The 22,907-nt window shown below is 69.4% G+C and carries 22 protein-coding genes; 7 read left to right on the top strand and 15 right to left on the bottom strand.

Annotated elements, in window-relative coordinates:
* Window positions 1-25 precede the first annotated feature (25 nt).
* Window positions 26-1,222 carry an amino acid aminotransferase gene (locus AC1KAT_RS20925; RefSeq protein WP_480329031.1) on the bottom strand — a complete coding sequence of 399 codons (1,197 nt, stop codon included), beginning with the start codon at window positions 1,220-1,222 and terminating at the stop codon, window positions 26-28.
* A gap of 54 nt (window positions 1,223-1,276) precedes the next feature.
* Window positions 1,277-1,774, bottom strand: a complete 498-nt coding sequence (locus AC1KAT_RS20920; protein WP_480329029.1) for a glutathione peroxidase — start codon at window positions 1,772-1,774, stop codon at window positions 1,277-1,279.
* Window positions 1,775-1,906: 132 nt separating this feature from the next.
* Here AC1KAT_RS20920 and AC1KAT_RS20915 point away from each other — a divergent pair, with 132 nt between their 5' ends.
* Entirely contained in the window at window positions 1,907-2,659 is a 753-nt protein-coding gene (locus tag AC1KAT_RS20915; protein WP_480329027.1) for a response regulator, read from the top strand.
* A 10-nt stretch (window positions 2,660-2,669) separates the two neighbouring features.
* On the opposite strand, the gene AC1KAT_RS20910 is transcribed toward AC1KAT_RS20915, so the two are convergent.
* Window positions 2,670-3,551 carry a DMT family transporter gene (locus AC1KAT_RS20910; RefSeq protein ID WP_480329025.1) on the bottom strand — a complete coding sequence of 294 codons (882 nt, stop codon included), beginning with the start codon at window positions 3,549-3,551 and terminating at the stop codon, window positions 2,670-2,672.
* 183 nt (window positions 3,552-3,734) lie between these two features.
* Window positions 3,735-5,012, bottom strand: a complete 1,278-nt coding sequence (gene lplT / locus AC1KAT_RS20905; protein ID WP_480329023.1) for a lysophospholipid transporter LplT — start codon at window positions 5,010-5,012, stop codon at window positions 3,735-3,737.
* A 178-nt stretch (window positions 5,013-5,190) separates the two neighbouring features.
* Between lplT and alr the strand changes: the two genes are divergently transcribed.
* Together alr and arfB are read left to right on the top strand one after the other, a co-directional pair.
* Window positions 5,191-6,288 (top strand): alanine racemase, encoded by a 1,098-nt coding sequence (alr, locus tag AC1KAT_RS20900; protein ID WP_480329021.1) that lies wholly within the window; start codon window positions 5,191-5,193, stop codon window positions 6,286-6,288.
* Between the two features lie 11 nt (window positions 6,289-6,299).
* Window positions 6,300-6,701 carry an alternative ribosome rescue aminoacyl-tRNA hydrolase ArfB gene (arfB, locus tag AC1KAT_RS20895; RefSeq protein WP_480329223.1) on the top strand — a complete coding sequence of 134 codons (402 nt, stop codon included), beginning with the start codon at window positions 6,300-6,302 and terminating at the stop codon, window positions 6,699-6,701.
* A gap of 45 nt (window positions 6,702-6,746) precedes the next feature.
* Here arfB and AC1KAT_RS20890 read toward each other — a convergent pair whose 3' ends face one another.
* Window positions 6,747-7,373, bottom strand: coding sequence for a LysE family transporter (locus tag AC1KAT_RS20890; RefSeq protein ID WP_480329019.1), 627 nt, complete (start codon window positions 7,371-7,373; stop codon window positions 6,747-6,749).
* Window positions 7,374-7,512: 139 nt separating this feature from the next.
* Between AC1KAT_RS20890 and AC1KAT_RS20885 the strand changes: the two genes are divergently transcribed.
* The 3 genes from AC1KAT_RS20885 (at window position 7,513) to AC1KAT_RS20875 (ending at window position 10,401) form a co-directional block, all read left to right on the top strand.
* A complete protein-coding gene (locus AC1KAT_RS20885) occupies window positions 7,513-9,312 on the top strand; it encodes a zinc-ribbon domain-containing protein (protein ID WP_480329017.1) in 1,800 nt (599 codons plus the stop codon).
* Between the two features lie 112 nt (window positions 9,313-9,424).
* A complete protein-coding gene (locus AC1KAT_RS20880) occupies window positions 9,425-9,997 on the top strand; it encodes a ferritin-like domain-containing protein (RefSeq protein WP_480329015.1) in 573 nt (190 codons plus the stop codon).
* Complete coding sequence (locus tag AC1KAT_RS20875) at window positions 9,994-10,401, top strand: c-type cytochrome (protein WP_480329013.1); 408 nt, start codon at window positions 9,994-9,996, stop codon at window positions 10,399-10,401. Before AC1KAT_RS20880 ends, AC1KAT_RS20875 begins: the two co-directional genes overlap by 4 nt.
* A 19-nt stretch (window positions 10,402-10,420) precedes the next feature.
* On the opposite strand, the gene AC1KAT_RS20870 is transcribed toward AC1KAT_RS20875, so the two are convergent.
* The 9 genes from AC1KAT_RS20870 to AC1KAT_RS20830 all read right to left on the bottom strand — a co-directional run bounded on the left by AC1KAT_RS20870 (window position 10,421) and on the right by AC1KAT_RS20830 (window position 20,535).
* Entirely contained in the window at window positions 10,421-11,917 is a 1,497-nt protein-coding gene (locus tag AC1KAT_RS20870) for a sensor domain-containing diguanylate cyclase (RefSeq protein ID WP_480329011.1), read from the bottom strand.
* Between the two features lie 119 nt (window positions 11,918-12,036).
* Entirely contained in the window at window positions 12,037-12,453 is a 417-nt protein-coding gene (locus AC1KAT_RS20865; RefSeq protein WP_480329009.1) for a response regulator, read from the bottom strand.
* 203 nt (window positions 12,454-12,656) lie between these two features.
* Window positions 12,657-13,340 carry a hypothetical protein gene (locus AC1KAT_RS20860; RefSeq protein ID WP_480329007.1) on the bottom strand — a complete coding sequence of 228 codons (684 nt, stop codon included), beginning with the start codon at window positions 13,338-13,340 and terminating at the stop codon, window positions 12,657-12,659.
* A 352-nt stretch (window positions 13,341-13,692) separates the two neighbouring features.
* On the bottom strand, window positions 13,693-15,306 hold the full coding sequence (locus AC1KAT_RS20855) for a flavin monoamine oxidase family protein (RefSeq protein ID WP_480329005.1): 1,614 nt from the start codon (window positions 15,304-15,306) through the stop codon (window positions 13,693-13,695).
* Window positions 15,303-16,865 (bottom strand): polyamine aminopropyltransferase, encoded by a 1,563-nt coding sequence (locus tag AC1KAT_RS20850; RefSeq protein ID WP_480329003.1) that lies wholly within the window; start codon window positions 16,863-16,865, stop codon window positions 15,303-15,305. Before AC1KAT_RS20850 ends, AC1KAT_RS20855 begins: the two co-directional genes overlap by 4 nt.
* Before the next feature lie 7 nt (window positions 16,866-16,872).
* Window positions 16,873-17,094 (bottom strand): DUF350 domain-containing protein, encoded by a 222-nt coding sequence (locus AC1KAT_RS20845; protein ID WP_480329222.1) that lies wholly within the window; start codon window positions 17,092-17,094, stop codon window positions 16,873-16,875.
* Between the two features lie 58 nt (window positions 17,095-17,152).
* The gene (locus AC1KAT_RS20840) at window positions 17,153-18,739 is read right to left on the bottom strand and encodes a DUF4178 domain-containing protein (RefSeq protein ID WP_480329001.1); all 1,587 of its coding nucleotides are present in this window, start codon (window positions 18,737-18,739) and stop codon (window positions 17,153-17,155) included.
* A gap of 111 nt (window positions 18,740-18,850) precedes the next feature.
* Window positions 18,851-19,888 carry an SPFH domain-containing protein gene (locus AC1KAT_RS20835; protein WP_480328999.1) on the bottom strand — a complete coding sequence of 346 codons (1,038 nt, stop codon included), beginning with the start codon at window positions 19,886-19,888 and terminating at the stop codon, window positions 18,851-18,853.
* 113 nt (window positions 19,889-20,001) lie between these two features.
* Window positions 20,002-20,535 (bottom strand): FxDxF family PEP-CTERM protein, encoded by a 534-nt coding sequence (locus AC1KAT_RS20830; protein WP_480328997.1) that lies wholly within the window; start codon window positions 20,533-20,535, stop codon window positions 20,002-20,004.
* Between the two features lie 306 nt (window positions 20,536-20,841).
* On the opposite strand from AC1KAT_RS20830, the gene AC1KAT_RS20825 reads away from it, so the two are divergent.
* Complete coding sequence (locus AC1KAT_RS20825; RefSeq protein WP_480328996.1) at window positions 20,842-22,029, top strand: FAD-dependent monooxygenase; 1,188 nt, start codon at window positions 20,842-20,844, stop codon at window positions 22,027-22,029.
* An 11-nt stretch (window positions 22,030-22,040) separates the two neighbouring features.
* Here AC1KAT_RS20825 and AC1KAT_RS20820 read toward each other — a convergent pair whose 3' ends face one another.
* On the bottom strand, window positions 22,041-22,844 hold the full coding sequence (locus AC1KAT_RS20820) for a carbon-nitrogen hydrolase family protein (RefSeq protein ID WP_480328994.1): 804 nt from the start codon (window positions 22,842-22,844) through the stop codon (window positions 22,041-22,043).
* Window positions 22,845-22,907: the final 63 nt, after the last annotated feature.

The following is a 22,907-nucleotide window of genomic DNA, read 5'->3' as shown; positions in this document are numbered from 1 at the left end:
CGGTGACCCGGTCGGCCTCGCGTCGTCAGCCGGCCAGCACCGCCGCCATCGCCACCGCCGTGGCCTCGACGTTCGACGAGTTCAGGCCCGCCACGCACATGCGCCCCGAGCGCACGAGGTACACGGCGTGTTCTTCACGCAGGCGGTCCACCTGCTCGGCGCTCAGGCCGGTGTAGCTGAACATGCCGCGCTGGGTGATGAAGTAGTCGAAGTTGCGCCCCGGCAGCTTGGCCGTCAGCACCGCGTGCAGCTGCTTGCGCATCGCGGCGATGCGCACGCGCATGGCGTCCAGCTCGTCGGCCCACATCGCATGCAGTTCGGGGGTTTGCAGCACCCGGGCGACGATCTGGCTGCCATGCGTGGGCGGGCTCGAATAGTTCTTGCGCACCGTCGCCTTCATCTGGCCCAGCACGAGCTCGGCCTCGGCCTTGTTGGGGCACACCACGCTCAGCGCACCGCAGCGCTCGCCATACAGCGAGAAGCTCTTCGAGAACGAGCTTGCGCAGAAGAAGCTGACGCCCGCATCGGCCAGGGCGCGCAGCGCGAATGCGTCCTGCGCGATGCCGTCGCCGAAGCCCTGGTAGGCGATGTCGACGTAAGGGATGAGCCGGCGCGCCTGGATCACCGGGATCAGCGCCTGCCATTGCGCGGCGCTGAGGTCCACGCCGGTCGGGTTGTGGCAGCACGCGTGCAGCAGCACGATGCTCTGCTCTGGCAGGGCCTGCAGGGCCGCGAGCATGGCTTCGAACTTCACGCCGCCGGTGGCCGCGTCGTAGTACGGGTAGGTGCTGACCGTGAAGCCCGCGCCTTCGAACATCGCGCGGTGGTTGTCCCAGGTCGGGTCGCTGACCCACACGTTGCTGTTCGGGAAGTAGCGCTTGAGAAAGTCGCCGCCGACCTTCAGGCCACCCGAGCCGCCGAGCGTCTGGATGGTCGCGATGCGCCCGCTCTTCACGGCCTCGTGCTCAGCCCCGAACAGCAGGTGCTGCACGGCCTGGCGGTAGTTGGCCGCGCCTTCCATCGGCAGGTAGGGGCGCGGGCCGATCTGCTGCAGCATGGCCGCCTCGGCCTCACGCACCGCGCGCATCACCGGAAGTCGGCCGGCGTCGTCGAAGTAGATGCCGATGCTGAGGTTGATCTTGTTCGGCCGGGGGTCTTTGCCGAAGCTCTCGTTCAGGGTGAGGATGGGGTCGCCAGCGTAGGCATCGACGTGCTCGAACATGGGGGCTCCTGAAAGGGAGCCGCGATTATCCGGCGCTGGCCGCCGCCGCCACGCTCAGCCGGCGGCCAGCGCCTTTTCGATGTCGGCCGTGAGCGAAGCCGGTGAATCGTTGGGCGCGAAACGCTTGATGACCTGACCGTCGCGGCCGATGAGGAACTTGGTGAAGTTCCACTTGATGGCCTCGGTGCCGAGGATGCCCGGCGCCTCGCTCTTGAGCCACTTCCAGACCGGGTGGGCGTCGCCGCCGTTCACATCGACCTTGGCCATCATCGGAAAGCTCACGCCGTAGTTGCGCTGGCAGAAGGCGCCGATCTCGTCGTTGCTGCCCGGGTCTTGCCCGCCGAACTGGTTGCACGGAAAGCCGACGATCACGAGGCCGCGCTCGCGGTAGGTCTGCCAGAGTTTTTCGAGCCCTTCGAACTGCGGCGTGAACCCGCACTTGCTGGCGGTGTTGACGACCAGCACGACCTGGCCCTGGTAGGCCGACAGCGGGGCCGGCTGGCCGTCGAGGGTTTGCGCGTCGAAGTCTTGGAAGCGGGCGGTGGCACTCATGGGGTCTCCTGGCAAGCTGGCCGATGCTAGCGTTGCGCGGGCACCCGCGCATCGCACCGGGTTCTTGACGCGGCCGGGCCAGGCGTTGAACATCGGACGACCGCTGCCCCCACATCACGACCCGGAGACACCATGGCCGCACGCGGCCCCACGCGCTACACCGTGGCCTTGCAGGGCTTCAGCGACTTCGAGCGCAGCGCCCTGGCCTCGTTCTTCCGCCTCGACGCCACCCGTTCGCCGGGCTACACGCAGGTCGATTCGCTCGACGACTGCGACTTCGTCATCGCCGACGCCGACCAGCACGACGCCATCACCGCCGTCGAAGACGCCGACCGCATGGGCGACACGGTGTTCGTCGGCGCGCGCGCCCCGGCCCATGCCGGCGCCTGGGTGCCGCGGCCCATCGAGCCGCGGCGCATCGAGCGCGAACTCGACCAGCTGATCGAACGGCGCAACGCGCCACAGCAACCCGACACCCAGCCCGACGACCTGGGCCGCCCGGTGCGCGATGTGCTGGTGGTGGACGACAGCCGCATCGCGGTCAAGTTTCTGCAGCTGCGGCTGCAACGCATGGGCTTTCGCGTGCACAGCGCACGCAGCGCCGAGCAGGCGCTCGAACGGCTGGCCGGGCACCGGTTCGCCATCGTGTTTCTCGACATCGTGCTCGGGCCCGAGGGCAGCCTCGACGGCCTCTCGCTGTGCCAGCACATCAAGCTGCACCCGCCGCCCGAGGGCCCGGCCCCGGCCGTGGTGATGGTCACCGGCCGAGGCAGCGAAACCGACCGCGTGCGCGGCTCGCTCGCCGGCTGCGACGCCTACCTCGTCAAGCCCTTGATGGACGAAGACCTCGCCAACGCGCTGCGCCAGCTGCGGTTGTCGGCTTAGGAGCTTTGCGTCAATGCGCCGGCTCGCGCGCGGCGAGCAAGGCCGCCGTGGCGATCAGCGCGCCCCCGAGCGCGAGTTGCCAAGTCATCGACCCACCGCCCAGCCACAGCGCCGAGACCGACGCGAACACCACCTCCGTCAGCATCACGACCGAGGTGATGTTGGCCGACAGGCGCGCCGCACCGTACTGCAGCGCCATGTTGCTGGCCAGAAAGGCCACGCTCAGCGCCAGCGCGAGGCCGACCCAGCCCACGCCGGGCGCCGGCGGCCAGGCCACCTGCCCCTGCGACGCCAGCCCGGCGGCCAGCAGCCCCGAAACCGTCACGCCGCCGATGAACATCGCCAACGCACGGTCTTGTTCGGGCCGCGCCGACTCGCGCCGCAACATCACGTTGTTGAGCGCGAACGAGAAGCCCCCCAGCACACCCAGCCAATCGGCCAGGCTGCGCGGCACCGGCCAGCTGCCGTCGGACGGCCACAGCACGACCAACGCACCCACCAGTGCGAGCAGCACCCGTATGAGCCCCATGCGGGTGATCGGCTCGTGCAGCACCAGCCGCGCGAGCACGACCACCCACAGCGGCATCAGATAGAACAAGAGCACGACGCGCACCACGTCGCCGACCACCACACCCCAGTTGAAGGCCGCGTTGGTCGTGCCCGAGGCAAACAGCAGCACCCACAGCACTGGCGTCTTGGCCACGCGCCAGAGCGCCCGTGGCCGCAGACAGACGATCACCGCCACCGCGACCGAATACACCAGCGCCGTGGACCACAGCGGGTGCAGACCCTGCCCTTCGAGCGCACGGAACGGCCACCACGACACGCCCCACACGAAGGCGTTGAACATGAGGGCGAGGACGGCGAGCAGCGAGGTGTTCGAGCGGGTCACGAGAGAACTGTGGGATGAAGCCGTCCGCACGGCCGAAGCACGGCACGGCGAAGGCGCGAAGATTCTGTCGCGAGCGGACTCAGCTTGCGGCGAGAAGCGCAGCCGTACGGGGATACGGCGACGCGTTTGCAAAGAGCGACAGGCGCGAGATGTGCCCGCGCAGCAGGAAGCTTCGCGCCTTCGTCAGTGCTTGTCGCTGCGGGCGAGTGCCAGCAGGCGATCGACCTCGTCCTTGTGCGTCACGCAGTTGTTCTTGTGCCAGCGGCCGATCAGCCACATCACGGCAGCCACGAACAGGCCGAAGATCGTGATGGCCGTGAAGGCCGACAGGCCGAAGCGCGTCATGCCGGTGTAGAACGCGCCGAGCGCAAGGATGCAGGCCTGCTCGTTGAAGTTCTGCACGGCGATCGAGCGGCCTGCGCCCATCAGGTTGTGCCCGCGGTGCTGCAGCAGCGCGTTCATCGGCACCACGAGGTAGCCGCCGATGGCGCCCAGCACGATCAGGAAGGGCGCGGCCACCCACACGTTGCTGATGAAGTTCATGCAGATGACCAGCAGGCCCATCACCACGCCGAGCGGGATCACCTTGGTCGCCTGGTCGAGCCGCATGCGCATCGACGCGATCACCGCGCCCACCGCCATGCCGATGGCCACCACGCCCACCAGCGACGCCGCCTGCGTGGTGCTGTAGCCCAGCGCCGCCGCCGCCCACGCCAGCACGATGTAGCGCAGGTTGCCCGACACGCCCCACAGCAGCGTGGTGGCGGCCAGCGAGATCTGGCCGAGCTTGTCGGTCCACAGGCGGGTGGTGCAGTTCGAGAAATCGCGCACCAGCTCGACCACGCCGTTGGCGAGCGGCTGCAGCGGTGCGTCGGTGCGCGGGATCTTCAGGTTGAACGCCGCCGCCAGTGCATACAGCACGATGATCGACGCGATGGCTGCTTCGGCGGCCGAGTTGATGCCCGTCTCGATGCCGGGCATGTCGATGGCCAACAGGTAAGGCGACACCTTGGCGCCCACCAACTGCCCGCCGAGCAACACCCCGAGGATGATCGACCCGATGGTCAGGCCTTCGATCCAGCCATTGGCCTTGACGAGCTGCGACGCGGGCAGCAACTCGGTCAGGATGCCGTACTTGGCCGGCGAGTAGGCCGCTGCACCGAGGCCGACGATGGCATAGGCCATCAGCGGGTGCGTGCCGAACAGCATCATCAAGCAGCCGACAACCTTGATGAGGTTCGAGATGAACATCACCCGCCCCTTCGGTATGGCGTCGGCGAAGGCGCCGACCAGCGGGGCAAGCAACACATAGAAGAGCGCGAACATGGGGACGAGTGCGGCGCGTTGCCATTCGGCTTGCCCCGACGTTCTCAACAGTTCCACGGCCGCCACGAACAGCGCGTTGTCAGCCAGCGAGCTGAAGAACTGCGCCGACATGATCGTGTAGAAGCCTTTTTTCATTCGCTCTCTGAGCTGATCGTCGCCGGATGATTCCCGGTCTTCAGTGACGTGGCGCCTCGGCGCGATGGAGTCCCGTTCTCGCGGCGGGTTTATAGCACGCGGGTTTTTGCGCTCTGCCCCGTGCGCACGGGGCGCGCAGCCCGGCAAAGCCCGGGGTCGGCTGGCAGAATTCGGCCCCATGCCGCGCCCCATCGAAGCGCTCGTTCACGCCGACGCGCTCACCCACAACCTGCACCGCGCGCGCGCCGCCGCGCCCGACGCGAAGGTGTGGGCGGTGGTCAAGGCGCGCGCCTACGGTCATGGCATCGAGCGGGTGTACGAGGCCTTGCGCGGGGCCGATGGCTTTGCGCTGCTCGACCTGGCCGAGGCCGAACAGCTGCGCGCGCTCGGCTGGCGCGGGCCGATCCTGCTGCTCGAAGGCTGCTTCGAAGCGCGCGACCTCGAACGCTGCTCGCGGCTCAACCTCTGGCACGTGATCCACCGCGAAGCGCAGATCGACTGGCTGGCGATCCACAAGACGACGTGGCCGCAGCAGGTCTTCCTGAAGATGAACTCCGGCATGAACCGGCTGGGCTTCACGCCGGCCGCGTTTCGTTCGGCGTGGCTGCGCCTGTCGGGGCTGACGCAGGTCGATGGCATCACGCTGATGACGCACTTCGCCGATGCCGACGGCCCGCGCGGCGTGGCGGCGCAGTTCGAAGCCTTTCAAGAGGCCACGCGCGAATTGCCCGGTGACCGCTCGCTGTGCAACAGCGCGGCCACGCTGCGCTTCGCCGAGATCGACGCCGACGTGCGCGGCGACTGGGTGCGCCCAGGGATCATGCTGTACGGCTCGTCGCCCGACTTCCCCACGCACGACATCGCGCACTGGGACCTGCACCCGACGATGACGCTGCGCGCGCAGCTCATCGCCGTGCAAGACGTACCCGCCGGCGGCACGGTGGGTTACGGCAGCACCTTCACGGCCGAGGCGCCGATGCGCGTGGGCGTGGTCGCCTGCGGCTATGCCGATGGCTACCCGCGCCACGCCCCCACCGGTACGCCGGTGCTGGTGGACGGCGTGCGCACGCGCATGGTCGGCCGCGTGTCGATGGACATGCTGACCGTGGACCTCGGCCCCGTGCCCGGCGCGCAGGTCGGCAGCGAGGTCACGCTGTGGGGCCAGGGGCCGAACGGCAGCCGCCTGCCCATCGACGAGGTCGCGCACGCGGCCGGCACCGTGGGCTACGAGCTGATGTGCGCACTGGGTGCGCGCGTGCCGGTGCGTCTGGCCTGATCGGCGGCGGCGTGGGCAGCGCGCAGGTCGATCCCGCCGAGGTCGAGTTCACGGCCATCCGCGCGCAGGGCGCGGGCGGGCAGAACGTCAACAAGGTGTCGAGCGCGGTGCACCTGCGCTTCGACGTGCGGGCCTCGTCGCTGCCCGAAGCGGTGAAAGAGCGTCTGCTCGCACTGAACGACCAGCGCTTGACCGGCGAAGGCGTGGTCGTCATCAAGGCCCAGACCTCGCGCAGCCAGGACGCCAACCGCCTCGACGCCCTGCAACGCCTGCAGGCGCTGGTGGACAGCGTGGCCACACCGCCCAAGCCGCGGCGCCCCACCAAGCCGACCGCGGGCGCGAAGCGACGCCGCCTCGAAGGCAAGGCGCAGCGTTCGCAGGTGAAGGCGGGCCGCTCGAAGGTCAGCGAATGACGCGGCCGGGGCGCGTCGAGGTCGCTCGCGCCATCACGCGTCTCATCACGCGCGCTTGAACGCCGCGAGCAGCATGCCGGCGCCGATGAACAGGCTGCCGAACAGGCGGTTGAGCAGACGCATCTGCGTGGGCGACTTCAAGAGCCGCAGCACACGCGAAGCCAGCGCCGTGTAGCCGGCCATCACCGTGAGGTCGGTGAAGCCGAGCGTCGCGGCAATCACCCCGTATTGCGGCGCCAACGGCTGCGACAGGTCGAGGAACTGCGGCACCACGGCCAGCAGGAAGACCGTGCCCTTGGGGTTGACCGCGTTGATGCCGATGCCACGCAGCACCAGCACGCGCCGGCGCGTGCGCGGTGCGTCGGCGGCCTCGGCCACCAGCGGCTGGGCCGGGGCGCGCCATTGCTTGATGCCGAGGTAGACGAGGTAGGCCACGCCCGCCCACTTGACGATGGCGAAGCCGAGCGACGAGGTGGCGATCAGCGCGCCCAGCCCGAGGCCGACGATGACGATCTGCACCCAGATGCCCAGCACCAGCCCGAAGGTCATGAAGTAGCCTCGCGCGAAGCCGTGGTTGAGGCCGGCGCTCATCGCGGCGACCGCCCCCGCGCCCGGCGAGATGCTGATGGCCCAGGCGGCAACGAAGAAGGCAAGCCAGGTTGACAGTTCCATGGCGGCACACGGCACGAGGCCGGGCAAGTGACGGACCGGGCATCTTGCCCCAAAGCACCGCCTGGGCGGTGAAGCCCACCTACACTCGCCGGGCTCTGCTGTTGAACCCGTCACAGCCGCACCCCGGGAGACCCACCGCATGTCGTACGACTACAGCTCCGAATCGAAGCTGCTGGAGTTGCCCAACCCCTACCGCCTGCAGAACCGCCTGCTGTGGCTGTGCGCGGTGCTGCTGCTGGCCGCCGGGGTGATGAGCCTGTGGTGGGCGCGCGAGGCCATGCACTTGGTCGCGATGCGCCGGGTGGCCGCGCCGCTGATCGCCGGGTTGCTGATGGTCGCGGCGGGCCTGGCCTGCGCGGCCACCGCCGCCACGCGGCTGCGCTTCTTCTTCGGCCGTGGGCGGCCCTTGCCGCTGGCGCCCGAGATTCCGCCCGGTGCCACCGGCGGTTCGCAAGCCGCCGACCGTGTGAAAGAGATCTTGCGCCAGGGCGGCCTCACCTACCCCGAGCCGCACGGCGCCGTCGAAGGCGTGCTGTACCACTGGGCACCCAGGCTGATCACCGCGCCGCTCGAAGTGCAGACGCTGGCCAAGCGCTACATGTTCAACCTGGCGGCGGTGGCGGCCACCTTGCTGAGCTTCGTGTTCTCGTGGCTGGTGTTCGGCACTGCGGCCACACGGCCGTGGATCGGCTTTCTGTACTTCGCGTTCGGTGTGTTCTTTCTCGTGAAGCCGGTGCTCGCGCAAGACCGCGCGAAGCTCTCGACGGCCTCGCTGGTCGGGCTGATCGCGGCGGCCATCCTGGCGCCGGTGGCGATCGGCCTGGTGGCGCCGCAGTTGCCTGGCGTCGGGCAGTTCAACGTCAACGTGCAGACCTTCGTGATGCTGGGCACCGCGCTCGTGGCCTGCGCGCTCGGCATGGTCGCCGTGCTGATGCAGGTGGACGCGGCGCCGCAGACGCGCGCGAGCATGGAGCAGTCGCGCCTGTCGATGAACGCGCCGCCCGCGAGCCTGATGGACGAACTGGACCGCACGCTGCAAAGCGAGTGGACCGAGCGCATCCCGAACCGGCGCTACGCGCGCATCGACCCGGTGACCTCGGCGGCCACGCCCAGTGGCAGCTTCGCGGGCGAGCTGTTCGAAGAGACGCAACCGCTGCCCCTGAGCGGCACGCAGGCGCCGACCTTCGCCAGCGCCCTCGGCGACCGCCGCCACCGGCCGCTGCTGCTGATCGACCTGTATGCGGTGGTGCTGATCGTCACGGCGGTGGTGCTGGGCCTGGTGTTCGTGCGGGGCTTCGACGCGCTGGCCGACTGGCGCGAGAACCGCGTGTCGCTGCTCGGCACGGCGGTGATCCTCGCCTTCGTGGCGGCCTTCTGCTTCAAGCTGTCGGCACGGCTGTGGGGCCGCTTCAACTTCGAGTCGGTGCTGGTGTGGGTCGAGATGATCGGCAACTACCAGACCTCGCGCATCGGCACCGGCAACCAGTTCGCCAGCCGCATGAACACCGAGAACGACGTGGTGCGCACCGAGGCGATGACGCTGCGCGTGTGGCGCGCGCGTGTCGAGTCGGTGGTGTTCGGCAAAGACGCGCCGCGCCAGGTCACGGCGATGTTCTCGACCGAGAAAGAGGCACGCGCCCTGTCGTCGCACCTGGCCGAGTTCGCGCGCGGCCAGAGCGTGCTGGTCGCGCCGACCGCGCACGAAGACCAGGCCCGCATCGCCGCACTCAACAGCGGCGAGCACCAGCTGCAGGGGCCGGGCGACGCCCCCTCGGCCGCACAGTTGCAACGCGAGCTGCACACCGCTGCCGCGCTGGCGAGCGTGGCGCCCCCCGCGCTGCATTGCACGCAGTGCGGCGCGAAGGCGCTGGCCGGGGCGCGTTTCTGCGCGCAGTGCGGCGCGGCGCTGCCGCAGGTGGGGTCGGCAGCGACGGGCTGAGCCCAGGTCTTGTTCACTGCCGGCTGCATCCAAAGCCGGGCGGGCTCCGTAAGTGGCGGGCATGGCACCCACACGCCATGTCTCACAACCACTTGTTTGTCAGGAACCCCGCATGAACACCTCGTCCCTCGTCACGGCCCGTCGCGGCTTTCTGGGCGGCAGCGCCCTCACCCTCTCGGCCGGTGCCGTCGCCTTGCTGGGCGGCGTGCCCACCCGCGCGCTGGCGGCCGATGCATCGAAAGACGTGAGCATCCTCAACGTCGCGCTCGGCCTCGAACACGAAGCCATCAACGCCTACCAGTTGGGCGCGCAGAGCGGCCTGCTGCAAAAGCCGGTGCTCGACGTGGCGGTGCTGTTCCAGTCGCACCACAAGGCGCACCGCGACGCGCTGGTCGCCACCATCCAGAAGCTGGGTGGCCAGCCGGTGGCCGAAAGGGCCCTGGCCGATTACGCCCGGGCCTTGCGTGCCGACACCCTGGCCAACCAGGCCGACGTGCTGACGCTGGCCGCCAAGCTCGAACTGGGCGCGGCGAATGCGTACCTGGGGGTCATCCCGGCCTTCGGCGACAAGGGTTTGTCGCAGGTCGCCGCGCGGCTGGCCGCCGACGAGACCATGCACTGGACCGCCCTGGCCGGCGCGCTCGGCAAGACGCTGCCCGCCAACGCGCTGAGTTTCGGCGGATGAGCCGGCGCAGCTTGCGGCTGGCCTCGCACGTCGCCGCCGCCTCGCTCGCCAGCGCCTGGCTGCTGGCCCTGCCGGCGCAGGCGGCCGGCGACGCCGTGCGGGGCGAGGCCGCCTACGAAGCCCGCTGCGCGGCCTGCCACTCGGTGGACGAGCACCGCGTGGGCCCGCTGCACCGGGGCGTGGCCGGCCGGCGTGCGGCCACGCAGCCCGGCTTCGACTATTCGGACGCGCTGCGCCGCTCGCGGCTGGTGTGGACCGACGCGGCGCTCGACGCCTGGCTCGCCGGGCCTGAGCAGTTGGTGCCGGGTCAGGCCATGGGCGTGTCGATCGGCGACGCGGCGGTGCGCGCCGACCTGATCGCCTACCTCAAGACCCTCAAGCCCGCCCGCCCGGCCAAGCGCTGAGGCACGCCGCCGCGGCGCGTCACGCGAGGTGCTCGCGCACGCAGTTGCGGCCACTCGCCTTGGCCTGGTAGAGGGCACGGTCGGCCCGTTCGAGGGCGTCGTCCCACCGCGCGTCGGTGGGCGCGACCAGGCTGAGGCCGATGCTGGTCGTGACTGCCCGGCCGAGGCTGCGCAAAGGCAGGTCCGCAAGGGTGAGGCGCAGGCGTTCGGCCACCTGGCGCGCGGCATCGGCGTCGGTCTCGGGCAGCACGACGCAGAACTCTTCGCCGCCCAGGCGGCCGAGCAGGTCGTGGGCGCGCAGCACGGCCTGCCAGCGCGCGCTGCATTCGCGCAGCACACGGTCGCCCTCGGCGTGGCCATGCTCGTCGTTGATGCGCTTGAAGTGATCGAGGTCGAGTGCCAGCACCGCCATCGGCCGGCCGGTGCGTCGTGCACGCCCCAGTTCACGCTCAGCCTCGGCGCTGAGCGCCCGGCGGTTGAGCACGTCGGTGAGTTCGTCGGTGGCAGCCAGGTGGCGCAGCTGGCCCTGCATGCGCAAGAGCCGGCGCTGCGAGCGGTACAGCGCCGCCGCCAGGGCCAGCAGCAGCGCCGACACCACCGTCAGCCCGCCGAGGATCATCGGCCGGCGCGTCAGGTATTGCGACAGCACCTGCTGGGTTTCACGGGTGACAAGCACGATGACCGGGTGGCTGTCGAGGTGGCGGTAGCTCACGACGCGCGGCACGCCATCGCTCACCACCCCGTCGGACAAGAAGGTTCCACGCTGCTTGTGCCCGTATTCGTTGATGAACATCGGCGTGTGGCTCGTGCTGCGCCCCATGAGCTGTTCGTTGAACGGCGTGCGAGACAGCACCGCGCCGTCTCGGCGCAGCAAGACGATCGTGCCCTCGGGCCGGAAGCGCATGCCCTCATGGAAAGCGGTGATGCGCTCGAGCTCGATCACCGCCACCAGCAGCGAGAAGCCGTCGACGGGACGGGTGAGCCGCAGGCTGAGGGGGATGACCCAGCGGCCCGAGACCCGGCTCTTGACCGGCACGCCGACGTGCAGCGGGGCGGGTTGGGTCGAGTCGGGCGAGGCTTGCTGCGCAGTGAAGTACTCGCGGTCGCTGACGTCGGAGGGCCCGGGCGCGCCTGCGCTGGGCAGCGCGTAGAGCTGGCCAGCGGCAGACACGAAGCGCAGGTCCGTCAGGCCGCCCGAAGCAAGGCGCATCTGGTCGGCCATGGCGTGCAGGCGAGCGTCGCTCAGCGGCTTCGCGTCGGGGTGGTGCTGCAACCACAGGTCCAGCACGCGCAGGTCGCTTTCGAGCGCACGCAGCACACCGGTCGTGTGCTGGGCCACGGCGTCGTTCATGAAACCCAGCTCGCGCCGGCTTTCTTCGATCAAGCGCTGCTTTTGCAGCGTCAGCAGCGACAGCGAAACACCCCACAACAGCGCGAGCACCAGCCCGGCGAACACGGGCAGTCCGTAACGCTGTATGGCGGCGCTCAGGCGACCGATCGGTTCTTGGGAAGGCACAGGGGCATGGGCGCAAAAGAAAGCGCGGGCACGCCAAGGCCACCCGCGCAGATGGCCGCAATTCTAGGAGCGGCCCGCCCATGGCCGCTCCGCAGGCGGCACCCCTGCCCGGGGGCGGATCACTTCGGTGCGGCCACCGCCCCGACCAACGCACGGCGCAAGCCGTCGTGCAACTGTTTGGTGGTCAGCGGCTTGACCCAGTACTCGAAGGCACCGAGGCTCATCGCCTTGATGATGTCCATCGACAGCGTGTCGGCGGTGAGCAGCGCGATCTTCAGGCCGCTGGAAATTTCTTCAACCAGTTCGCGCACGACTTCGAGCCCGCCGAAATCGGGCAGGTGCATGTCGAGCAGCACCAGGTCGGGCCGCTCGCTGCGCGCCAGGCGCACGCCCTCGGCGCCGGTGCTGGCCAGGATCAGGTGAACGCCGGGAAACGGCGCCAGCATCGCCTCGACCAGAAGCTGGTTGACCTCTTGATCCTCGATGTACAGGACCTTGCCTCGCAACTCCATCGCGTCATTGACGGGCGTGACCATGAGCGTTCTCTCTCTCTTTCCAAGAGAAGAAGCGAGACCGCTTTCACACGCGGTTCGTGACACGCAGCCACGGCGGACTCGCCAGCTTCGAGCCAAGGATAGAACGACTCACGGCGTTCGCAAGCCCCTTCTGCCCAATGGGGCAATGGGGGGCGGGGCTTCGGCCGCGAGGGCCTTTCCCCGTACTCGTGCAACCGGCGAGGCTATTCGGGGCGCACGGCGAGGGCCGGGGACCACAGCGCGGCCCCGGCCGCCGTGGGCGCGGGGGGCAGCAGCGGCTCCAGCTGGGGCGCCGCGTGGGCACCGGGGTGGCGGCCCCGCGCCCGCTCGTCGTCGGCGCGGTGCATCAGGGCCACGTCGTCTTCGACGACCGAGAAGTGGTACGCCGTGCCGTCAGGGCACGACACCGACGAGATCAGCGAGGCGATGCCCGCCCATTCGTCTTCGCGCAGCAGGTGGCGCGCGAGACGCAGCAGGTCGTGCTCTTCGATGTCCATCTGCTTGAGCATGCCCAGGCGATGGCGGCGCAGCGTGAGAACGAAGTCGGCGGCCAGTTGCGACTCGCCCTGCTCAATGGCGTGCAACTGCGTGAGTGCGTGCCACAGCAGGTCGGCGTTGCGCTCGTGGGTGTATTCGAGGCTGCCGAGCAGCAGGTCGGCTTCGTCGGACCGGCCCCACAGCGGTTGCCACAGGTGCTTGTCTTTCGGGCCGTGGAAGAGCCGGTCATAGACGCGCAGGTGTTGTACCTGGGCCTTGAGGTGGTTCAGCTCGCGCCCCGGCTCTCGCCAGCGTTTGCCATGCGTCAGGTCGGCGAGGGTCGAAACAGTCTGGCGAATCACCGAATGTTCGGCCTGCAGGATGCCGCAGACGCATTGAGCAGCGAGCATGTTGTCTCCTCGTCGTCAGGCCCCACGTGCGGGGCACAAAGGGATGCTCGGGAGGTGCGGCAGACACCGCACGCCGGCACCGACAAGAGTCCGCCAAAGCCTCGTAGGCCGTGGCGCTCATGGAGGGAAGCATCGCGAAGGCCGGTCTGCCGACCCTGGCGATGCCCCCGCCCACTGGAGCTGGTTTCACGCTTGGGGAAGGCTCCAACAATAGTGGCCGTGCCGGCCTTTCGCAACCTGTCATTGGTGACAGAGAGGGTTTGCTCGAATTGCTGCACCGCAGCGCGCAAACCCAGCAACGGCGCGGCTTTGCGGCCGATGACCACTCCCACGAAATTGCGGCGGTGCGGGATCAGAAAGCGCGTTTGCGCAGAACGTCTCGGGCCGCTCGATGGCCTTGGAACAAGGCCTCTTCGAAAACCGAGTACGCCGACAGGTCGCTGTGCGCGAAGTGCACGCGGCCCGGTGCCGCGGCCAGCGCGCGCAGTGAGTCGTCCCCGCGCAGACCCGCAATGGGCACAGCCATCGCATGGCCATAGCGCATGAGGTCGATGCGTTCGAGCTTGTCCGGCAGGTCGGCGTGCACAGCCGACAGGTCGCGCAGCAGCGACTCCGCCCAGAACGACCACGGCCGCTGCATCAGGGCTTGGCGCGCGGCGAGGTTGTCGGCCATCGACGCGCCGCCGAGCGCCCAATACGCGGTCAGCACGGTCGGCCCGGCGTGCGGGCGCGTGCTCTGGTGCATGGCGTCCACATAGCCCAGCCAGGCGCTGCCGTGGATGACGTTGTCCCACGCCGGCGGAAAGCCCCGCTGCACCCGCAAGGGCCGCGCGAGTTGCAGGTTGGCGACGAGCCAGGGCGCGTGCGGCACGCGTGCGGCCCCAGCCACCAGCGCGGCGGGCGGCTGCGCGAGCAGGCGCGCCGACACGAACAGCGGCGTGGCCAGCACCACCTGCGAGGCCGTCCAGCGCTCGACCTGCCTCGCGGCCTCGTGCCACACGTCCACCTGTACCTCGTGGCGCGCTTCGGTCACCTGCAGCGCCACGCGGCCGGCGTGCAGCCGGGCGGCCAGCGGCGCGGCCATGCGCTCGGCCAGCCAGGCATTGCCTTCGGGCCAGGTGAGGATCTGCTCGGCCTCGTCGCCGTCGTCACCGGTCGCGTGAAAGCCGTGCCGGCTGCCGAAGTAGTGCAGGCCCGCCCAGGCCGACACCGCCTGCACGCCGGCGCCGTAGTCGTCGCGGCAGCAGTAGTCGAGGTAGGCGCGCAGCAACGGGTCGTGCAGGCTTTGCGCGTCGAGCCATTGCGCGAAGGTGATCGCGTCGAGCGCCTGGTGCGCCGGCGTCCACGGCGCACGCGCGCTGGGCATGGCGAAGCCGAGGTCGCGGCGCAGGCCGGCGATCAGGCGGCCGAAGCGCTGGTAGGCCTCGCGGGTGCCACGCTGGCCGGCGACGGGCGGCACCAGGCCCTCGTGCCATTCGCCGTCGAAGAAGAGGCGTTCTTGCGGGCTGTGGCACAGGTGCCGTTCGTCGTAAACGCGGGGGCCGTGTTCGGTGCGCGCGACGCCCAGCGCTTCGAGCAGTTCGATGACCTCTTCGGCCGCGTCGCCGGGCGTCGGCACGTAGTGCGCGCCGAGCGGGCAGCGCATGCCGCCCATCTGGTGCCCGCGACTGTTGCCACCGGGGCTGTCTTCGAGTTCGACCAGGTGCGCGTCGTGAACACCGGCCTGCGCGAGCGCGCGCAGGCAGCCCAGGCCGGCGATGCCGCCACCGACCACCAGCACCTCGGCGCGGCGCTGCACGGCCGGTGCCGGCAGGCTGCCGCTCTTGCGCAACTCGCGCAGGCGGTGGCCGCGCTCGTGCGAGGCGCCGACCCAGCCGCCGCGCAGGTCGCCCGGGCGCTCGCACGCGAGCAGCGGCGCGGCCACGGCGGCCAGCGCGGCGCGGCGGGTCCACAGGCGCCCGGTCACGGTTGGTGCACGCGGCCCCATTCGTCCTCGAAGGTCTGCACCAGCACCTGGTTCGACAAACGGTTCACCTCGGCCGGCACGCGCGCCATGTCGGGCGGAAACTGAAACAGCGCCGGCAAGCCCTCCAGCGTCAGAAAGCGCAGCCCCGCCGGCAAGGCGGTGGGCGGGCGATACGGGCGGCGGCTCGCGATCAGAAAGCCCCACTCGCCGAAGCTCGGCACGTGCGCGTGGTACGGCGTGACGGTGAGGCCGCTGGCCTCCATCGTGGTGGCGACGGTCCAGAAGCTCTTGCGCGCGACCAGCGGCGAGGTGGTCTGCATCACCGCGTAACCCGAGGCCGCGAGCTGCTTGTCGATCAGGCGAAAGAAGCTGGTCGTGTAGAGCTTGCCGATGGCGAAGTTGGTCGGGTCGGGAAAGTCGATCACGATGACGTCGAACAGCGCGTCGCTGGCTTCGAGCCAGGCGAAGGCATCGGTGTTGACGATGTGCAGCTTGGGCGCGTGCAGCGCGTCGCCGTTGAGCTGGCGCAGCAGCGGCTGCTGCGAGAAGAGGCGCGTCATGTGCGGGTCGAGTTCGACCAGCGTGACGTGCTCGACCGCCGGGTGCCTGAGCACCTCGCGCACCGCCATGCCGTCGCCGCCGCCGAGCACCAGCACGCGCTTGGGCGCGCCGTGTGCGGCCATCGCCGGGTGCACCAGGGCCTCGTGGTAGCGGTACTCGTCGCGCGAGTGGAACTGCAGGTTGCCGTTCAGGAAGAGCCGCACACCCACCGGGCTGCTGGTGACGACCACGCGCTGGTAGTCGCTGGTCTCGCTGTAGACGATGTGGTCGGCATAGAACTGGTCTTCAGCCCAGGTGCTGATGCGCTGCGCGCCCGCGAGCGCCGCCGTCAGCGCCGCGATCACCGCGAAGCAGGCGAACGCATGCGCCCGCACGTGCCGCACCTCGGCACGAAAGAGCCACAGCGCCCACAGGGCCACGCCGGCGTTCAGCAGACCGAAGAACGCGCCGGTGCGCACCAGCCCGAGGTGCGGCACCAGCAGCAGCGGAAAGGCCACCGACACCGCCAGCGCGCCGAGGTAGTCGAAGGTCAGCACCTGCGACACCAGGTCGTTCAGCGGGTAGCGCTCTTTGAAGTAGCGCTTCAGGATGCGCATCACCAGCGGAATCTCAAGCCCGACCAGCGTGCCGACGACCATCACCAGCCCGTAGAGCGCGATGCGGAAGGACGGTGCCGCAAGCGTCTGCAAGGCAAACAGCGCGGCCGGCAGCAGCCCGCCGATCAACCCGACCAGCAGCTCGATGCGCAAAAAGTGCGCGACCAGCTGGCGCTCGAAGAAGCGCGACAGGTACGAGCCCACGCCCATCGCGAATAGGTAGGTGCCGATGACGGTCGAGAACTGCAGCACCGAGTCGCCGAGCAGGTAGCTCGCCAAGGCCCCGGCGGCCAGCTCGTACACCAGCCCGCAGGCCGCGACGAGGAACACCGACGCCAGCAGCGCGACTTCGGCGGGCTTGATGCGAGGAGACTCGGCCGGCACCGGCACGGCGGAGGTCACCGCAGCGTCATCCTTGAACGGCGGCCGAAATGATCAAGCCGATGGCGATGCACATCGCGCCGACGACGATGGCCAGCGCCACGTTCTTCTTCTCGACGATCTCGCCCCACAGGTCGTAGGGCGTCAGCTTGTCGATGATGACGAAGCTGATCCAGAACACGAGCACGCCGACCAGGGCGAAGAGGATGGAGCCGAAGAACGCGGCCGGCCGCAGCCATTCGAGGGTCATCATGAAAACCTCCTGAACGAAATCGTGGATGAAAGGGCAGCAGCAGGCATCGCAGCACTCACTTGTGGAAGCCGCCGCTGGAGAACCCGCCGGAAGAACCGCCGCTGCTGCGCTGCGCGTTGCGGCAGTTCTGGTATTCGAGCGACGAGGCGCCGTAGGTGTCGCGCAGCGAATCGCAGTCGTCGTCGTCGCAGCGCGTGACCATGAAGATGACAGCGATCACGAAGCCCCAGAAGAAAACCTTGGCCAGCAAGCCGCCCGAGCTGCTGCTGGTGGGCAGGGCGTCGCGCTTGAGCGTGCTGGCTTGGTCGGGCGCGAGGCGAAAGGCCTTCAGCACCGCGTCGGCCGTCAGCGTGTCACCGGCCGACCAGACGACTTCTTCGGTCTCGCCGCTGCGCGTCTGCTCGCGGTTCAGGCGCCGGCTCGACTCTTTGCCGGTGCCTCGGTAGTCGGTGTTGTGCGTGGCCTGGTCGCGTTCGAGCTTCCAGTAGAACTCGCCCAGCACGTAGGTGGTCTTGCCGCTGTAGGTGTAGAGCGGGCGGTAGAGCGCGCCCTGGTACCTCACGTTGGCGCCGCTCGCCTCGGGCACGCCGGTGATGGGCACGGCCCAGCTCCAGCCGTCTTCGGCATCGACGAGGAAGGCGAAGCCCTGCTCGCGGTTGTAGAGCAGGTACTCGCGCCAGAACGATTGCTCGTCCTCGTCGCTGGCGACCTCGCAGCGTTCGGCGTACCCCACCACCTGCCACGGCGCCTCCGGCCCGCCCAGCGCGAGCCGGCCGGTCGTGCCCAACGGGATCTGCGGCTGCATGCCGTTGGCCTGCGCGTAGTGGGTCAGGTCGCCGCCCACGCCTTGCGACACGTCCACCACCGCGTGGCACTGCCCGCACACGACCGACTGCGTGGTCGACAGCTGGATCTGCAGCGACGCGCCGCAGCTCGGGCATTCGATGCTGCGCCCGCGCAAGGCCTTGGCGAGGCCCGGCCCTTGTCCATCGCCGCCATCGGCGAGGCCGCTCATCTGCAGTTCGGCCAGCGTGACCGAGCGGCCGGCCGACCACGTGGGCGCCTTCGGGTCGCTGTAGTCGAGCGTGCCGACATCGCCCTGCGTGTTGCGCAGGTCGGCGACGACAAAGCCCCGCTCGGTGTTGGGGCGGTGCGGCAACTCGCCCTGGGCCGCGATGAGCCGGGCGACGGTCACCGAGGCCACGCTCCACACCCGCCCCGCCACCGTTTGCGGCGCGCCAACACGCAAGGCGTCGGGCGCGGGCGGTGCCTCGCTCAGCGGCTGCTCGAAACCGAAGACGTAGCGGCCGTTGTCTTCGGACAGCCAGCCGCTGCGGCCGTTGTCGAAGAAGGCGTGCCATTCGTTCCACGTGCCCTCGCCGTAGCGGTACTGCAGCCGCCCGACCAGCGTGAAAGCCTCGCCCTGATAACGCCCAGCCGCGTGCAACTGCAGGGGCGAGTGGTCTTCGAAGAGTTCGGCGCTCTGGCCGATCTTGCGCAGCGCGTCGCCCTCGCGCACCACGGTGCTGCGGCAGAAGCTGCACACGGCAAAGGGCGACGCGGCCGAGTGGAATTCGACCGGCGCGCCGCAGTTCGGGCACGCGGCGCGGTAGGCGCGTTGGGGAGACGGTTCGGTGGCCAAGGAAGCAGGGTCGGCGCGCGACGAAGGGCAATCAACAGCCGAGGCCGCCCAGCGCGCCCCGACCCACGGCAAGCGCCCGGCGCTTCACGCGCCCAGCGCACACGGCCGGCGTCACACCAGCTTCTTCAGCAACTCGGCCTTCTTGGTGTCGAACTCGTCTTGCGTGAGGATGCCCTTGGCCTTCAGGTCGGCCAGTTTTTCGAGCGTGGCCATCACCTCGTCGGGCCGCACGCCCACCGGGGCGGCCGGCTGCGCAGCAGCAGCCTGGCCTTGCAGACCCTGGCCGAGCTGCTGCGCCATCACCTGGCCCAGTGCCACGCCGGCGCCCAGGCCCATCGCGTCACCCGCGATGCCGCCCCCACCCGCGCCGCCCGCCTCGGCGAACTTCGGGATGGCCTGGGCCGTCTGGTACTGCATGAACTTGCCCATGTCGCCACCGACCATGCCCATGCCGATCTTCTGGTCGAGGATCTTCTGCAGTTCTTCGGGCAGCGACACGTTCTGCACCGTCACGCCTTCGAGCTTGAGGCCCAGCGCCTCGAACGAGGGCGCGGTAGCGTCGAGCAGCGCCTTGGCGAAGGCCACCTGGTTCGCGGCCAGGTCGAGGAAGGCGATGCCGCTGCCGGCGACCGCATCGCTGATGTGCTGCAGCATCAGGCCCCGCAGTTGGCCGTCGAGTTCGGCGACGGGGTAGGTGTCGCGCGTGCCCGAGATTTCGGTGAAGAACTTTTTCGGATCGACCACGCGGTAGGCGTAGTTGCCGAAGGCGCGCAGGCGCACGGCGCCGAAGTCCTTGTCGCGGATGGTGACCGGCTGCGTGGTGCCCCAGCGCTGGTCGATCTGCTGGCGCGTGCTGAAGAACACCACGTCGCTCTTGAACGGGCTCTGGAAGAGCTTGTCCCAGTTCTTCAGGTAGGTCAGCACCGGCAGGGTCTGCGTGCTGAGCTTGTACATGCCGGGGCCAAACACGTCGGCCACCTTGCCCTCGTTGATGAACAGGGCCATCTGCGACTCGCGCACCGTGAGCGATGCGCCGTACTGGATTTCATTGCCCGACATCGGGTAGCGCCAGGCGAGCACGCCGTCGCCGGACTCGGTCCACTCCAGAACGTCGATGAACTGTTTCTTGATGAAATCCATCAGGGCCATGGCGATCTCCGGTGCCTCCAAAGAAGGGCCCGATCATAGGTGGGCGATCTCGAACGCCCAAAGAAAAACGGACCCCGAAGGGTCCGTTTGAAAGGGAAGCGCGATCGTTCGCTTCAGGCTTGGCGGCGGCGGCGCGACACCCAGGTCACGATGCCGAGGCCCATGGCCAGCATGGCGTAGGTTTCGGGTTCGGGCACCGGGGCGGCGACGAAGTTCGGCGTGGCCGAGATGGTGCCGAGGTAGCCGACGCCGAGCAGCGTACCCCAGCTCGCCACGCGGGTGACGTCGCCGGAGACCATCAGGCGGTAGACGCCAGCGGCCAGGTTGTCGAATTCGAATTCGCCGGTCTCGGCAGTGAGCGACTGGCCCGAACCGAGGCTGCCACCGATCAGGGTGACCGCGTCGATGTCCACGTCGAACTTGATCGACAGGTCGAGCTCTGCGGTCAGGCCTGACACGTCGCTGCCAGCACCCAGCGTGAAGGTGTAGCAGTCGTTGAAGTGCTGCGCGCGGGTGAACCAGTTGCCGAATGCGGTGTCGGCGGTGGTCAAGGTGCCCAGCGAGGTGGTGCTGGTGCAGCTTTGCGCGAAAGCGGCCGGCGCAGCAATGAGAAGGGCCAAGGTGGCGAGGAACGACTTGAATTTCATGCAGGACTCCAACTTTTTTCTCGTGTCGGCCGCTCAAAAAAACGCTGCGGCGAATTGAGACGAAGTGTGTCCGGCCGGCCCCTTTTTTTGCCCCCCCGCTGTCGGGGGTCGGCCCCTGTTCCCGACCCCTTATTCACGGGGCAAACCACTGCTCAAAATCAAGCGCAAAGCCGCGCCAGCGCTGAAAACGTCGATTCCGTCACAGATCGCACCACAGGCGCAAAATGCGCTGCCATGACGACCTCTTCCAGTACCTCCAACTCGTCCGCGGCAGCGGCTTCACGAACCGCGTCGGCGGGCCTGCGGATGGCAGTGGTCGGCGCCGGCCCGGTGGGGCTGGCGCTGGCTCTGTGGGCCGCTCGGTCGTTGCCCTCTGCCCAGGTGACGCTGTTCGATGCACGCCCGGCCGAACAAGACGTGTCGGCCGACCCGCGCACGCTCGCGCTGTCGCTCGGCAGTGTGCAGTTGCTTCAGCGGCTCGGGGCCTGGCACGGCGAGGCCGCCCAGCCCATCACCGAGGTGCATGTGTCGCAGCAGCCGCCTTCACTCGGCGGTGTGCTGGGCGACTGGCTCGGCGAGCCCGAGGTGTGCATCCGCGCCGCCGACGAAGGCGTGGACATGCTCGGCGCCGTGCTGAGCTACGGCGCCATCGTCGCGCCCCTGCAGCGCACGTGGGAACACGCCGTGCAAGCCGAGCCCAGCCGCCTGCACAGCCGCTTCGCCACGCCGGTGCGCGCGCTCAAACCGATCCAAGATGGGGTTGAGGTCGATGCCGGCATCGCCGAAGCCTTCGACATCGCCGTGGTCGCCGAAGGCGGCGTGTTCACCGAGCAACCCGGCAGCACGGTCTCGCCCACGCAGCGCGCCCCGTGGCGCCACGACTACCAGCAGACCGCGTGGGTCGGCACCGTCACGCTCGACCGGCCGCTGCCCGGCGTCGCCTTCGAGCGTTTCACCCGCCACGGGCCGGCGGCACTGCTGCCCTTGCGCGATGGCCGCGCCTCGCTGGTGTGGTGCGTGGCGACCGGCGACGACCCGGTGGCCGACCTGAACGACGACCAACGCCTGGCCGTGCTGAACACGGTCTTCCACGAGCGCGTCGGGCGCTTGACGGCTTTGTCGCCACTGAAGCGCTTTCCGCTCGGCCTGAGTGCGCAGCGCAGCCTGACCGACGGCCGCATCGTGCGCATCGGCAACGCGGCGCAGACGCTGCACCCGGTGGCGGGCCAGGGACTCAACCTCGGGCTGCGCGACGCCTACAGCCTGGTGCATGCCCTCGCGCGCTCGGACGTGACGCGCGCGCTGCGCACCCTCGAGTGGCAGCGCGGCCCCGACCGCTGGGCCATGATCGCCGCGACCGACTTTCTCGCCCGCAGCTTCACTTGGCGCCTGCCGGGGGCCGGCGCGGCGCGGGGCCTGGGCATGGCGGCGCTGCAGGCGCTGAAGCCGGTGAAGTCACGGCTGGCGAAGCAGATGATGTTCGGCTCGCGCTGAGCCGGTCGGCGTCAGAAGCGCCGGTGCGCGAGCGCCGGCAGCTGCTGGCGCACCGCCGCCAGGCGCGCCGTGTCCAACTCGGCGAGCACGACGCCCTCGCCTTCGTCGCGGCAGGCGAGCACCTCGCCCCACGGGTCCACGACCAGGCTGTGCCCGAAGGTGCGGCGGCCGTTCTCGTGCAGACCGCCTTGCGCCGGCGCGATCACGTAGCACTGGTTCTCGACGGCCCGCGCGCGCAGCAGCAACTCCCAGTGCGCGAGGCCCGTGGTGTGCGTGAAGGCCGAAGGCACGGCGATCAGGTCGCAGGGCGGCGTCATCATCGCGCGGTACAGCTCGGGAAAGCGCAGGTCGTAGCAGACGCTCAAGCCCACGCGCAGGCCCATCGCCTCGACGGTCACCGGCGCCTCGCCCGCGCGCAGCACGCGGCCTTCGTCGTAGCGCTCGCGGCCGTTGTCGAAGCGAAAGAGGTGCAGCTTGTCGTAGCGCGCCGCGAGCGTGCCGTCGGGGCCGTACACGCAGCTCGCGTTGAACACGTGCTGTGCATCGCCCTCGACCCGGAGCGGCAAGGTGCCGCCGATCAGCCACAGCCCGTGCGCGCGGGCGGCCTCGCTCAGCAGGCGCTGGATCGGCCCCTCGCCCGGCGCTTCGGCAATGGCGAGCTTGTCTTCGTCTTTGTGGCCCATCAGGCAGAAGTACTCGGGCAGCGCGACGAGCCGGGCGCCCGCGCGCGCGGCCTCGTCGATCAGCCGCCGGGCGGCGTCCAGGTTGCGGCCCAGGTCGGGGGTCGAGACCATTTGCAGTGCAGCAATCAACATCGCGTGAACTCTCCGGCAATCGGCGCTGGCGGCGGGGGAATCCCCCTTCAGCGTATGTGAACG

It is taken from the genome of Piscinibacter sp. PDB5-1 (genome assembly GCF_056676035.1).
Note: the sequence above shows the minus strand (reverse complement) of the source record. Positions and strands in the feature narration are given on the sequence as shown.

What these genes read in the sequence shown, in the direction of transcription:
- lplT (WP_480329023.1), bottom strand. Translation starts at nt 5,012, where the DNA reads ATGAAAAAAGGCTTCTACACGATCATGTCGGCGCAGTTCTTCAGCTCG.
- AC1KAT_RS20925 (WP_480329031.1), bottom strand. Translation starts at nt 1,222, where the DNA reads ATGTTCGAGCACGTCGATGCCTACGCTGGCGACCCCATCCTCACCCTG.
- AC1KAT_RS20875 (WP_480329013.1), top strand. Translation starts at nt 9,994, where the DNA reads ATGAGCCGGCGCAGCTTGCGGCTGGCCTCGCACGTCGCCGCCGCCTCG.
- AC1KAT_RS20880 (WP_480329015.1), top strand. Translation starts at nt 9,425, where the DNA reads ATGAACACCTCGTCCCTCGTCACGGCCCGTCGCGGCTTTCTGGGCGGC.
- AC1KAT_RS20860 (WP_480329007.1), bottom strand. Translation starts at nt 13,340, where the DNA reads ATGCTCGCTGCTCAATGCGTCTGCGGCATCCTGCAGGCCGAACATTCG.
- AC1KAT_RS20825 (WP_480328996.1), top strand. Translation starts at nt 20,842, where the DNA reads ATGGCAGTGGTCGGCGCCGGCCCGGTGGGGCTGGCGCTGGCTCTGTGG.
- AC1KAT_RS20885 (WP_480329017.1), top strand. Translation starts at nt 7,513, where the DNA reads ATGTCGTACGACTACAGCTCCGAATCGAAGCTGCTGGAGTTGCCCAAC.
- AC1KAT_RS20845 (WP_480329222.1), bottom strand. Translation starts at nt 17,094, where the DNA reads ATGACCCTCGAATGGCTGCGGCCGGCCGCGTTCTTCGGCTCCATCCTC.
- alr (WP_480329021.1), top strand. Translation starts at nt 5,191, where the DNA reads ATGCCGCGCCCCATCGAAGCGCTCGTTCACGCCGACGCGCTCACCCAC.
- AC1KAT_RS20865 (WP_480329009.1), bottom strand. Translation starts at nt 12,453, where the DNA reads ATGGTCACGCCCGTCAATGACGCGATGGAGTTGCGAGGCAAGGTCCTG.
- AC1KAT_RS20915 (WP_480329027.1), top strand. Translation starts at nt 1,907, where the DNA reads ATGGCCGCACGCGGCCCCACGCGCTACACCGTGGCCTTGCAGGGCTTC.
- AC1KAT_RS20830 (WP_480328997.1), bottom strand. Translation starts at nt 20,535, where the DNA reads ATGAAATTCAAGTCGTTCCTCGCCACCTTGGCCCTTCTCATTGCTGCG.
- AC1KAT_RS20820 (WP_480328994.1), bottom strand. Translation starts at nt 22,844, where the DNA reads ATGTTGATTGCTGCACTGCAAATGGTCTCGACCCCCGACCTGGGCCGC.
- AC1KAT_RS20890 (WP_480329019.1), bottom strand. Translation starts at nt 7,373, where the DNA reads ATGGAACTGTCAACCTGGCTTGCCTTCTTCGTTGCCGCCTGGGCCATC.
- AC1KAT_RS20920 (WP_480329029.1), bottom strand. Translation starts at nt 1,774, where the DNA reads ATGAGTGCCACCGCCCGCTTCCAAGACTTCGACGCGCAAACCCTCGAC.
- AC1KAT_RS20835 (WP_480328999.1), bottom strand. Translation starts at nt 19,888, where the DNA reads ATGGCCCTGATGGATTTCATCAAGAAACAGTTCATCGACGTTCTGGAG.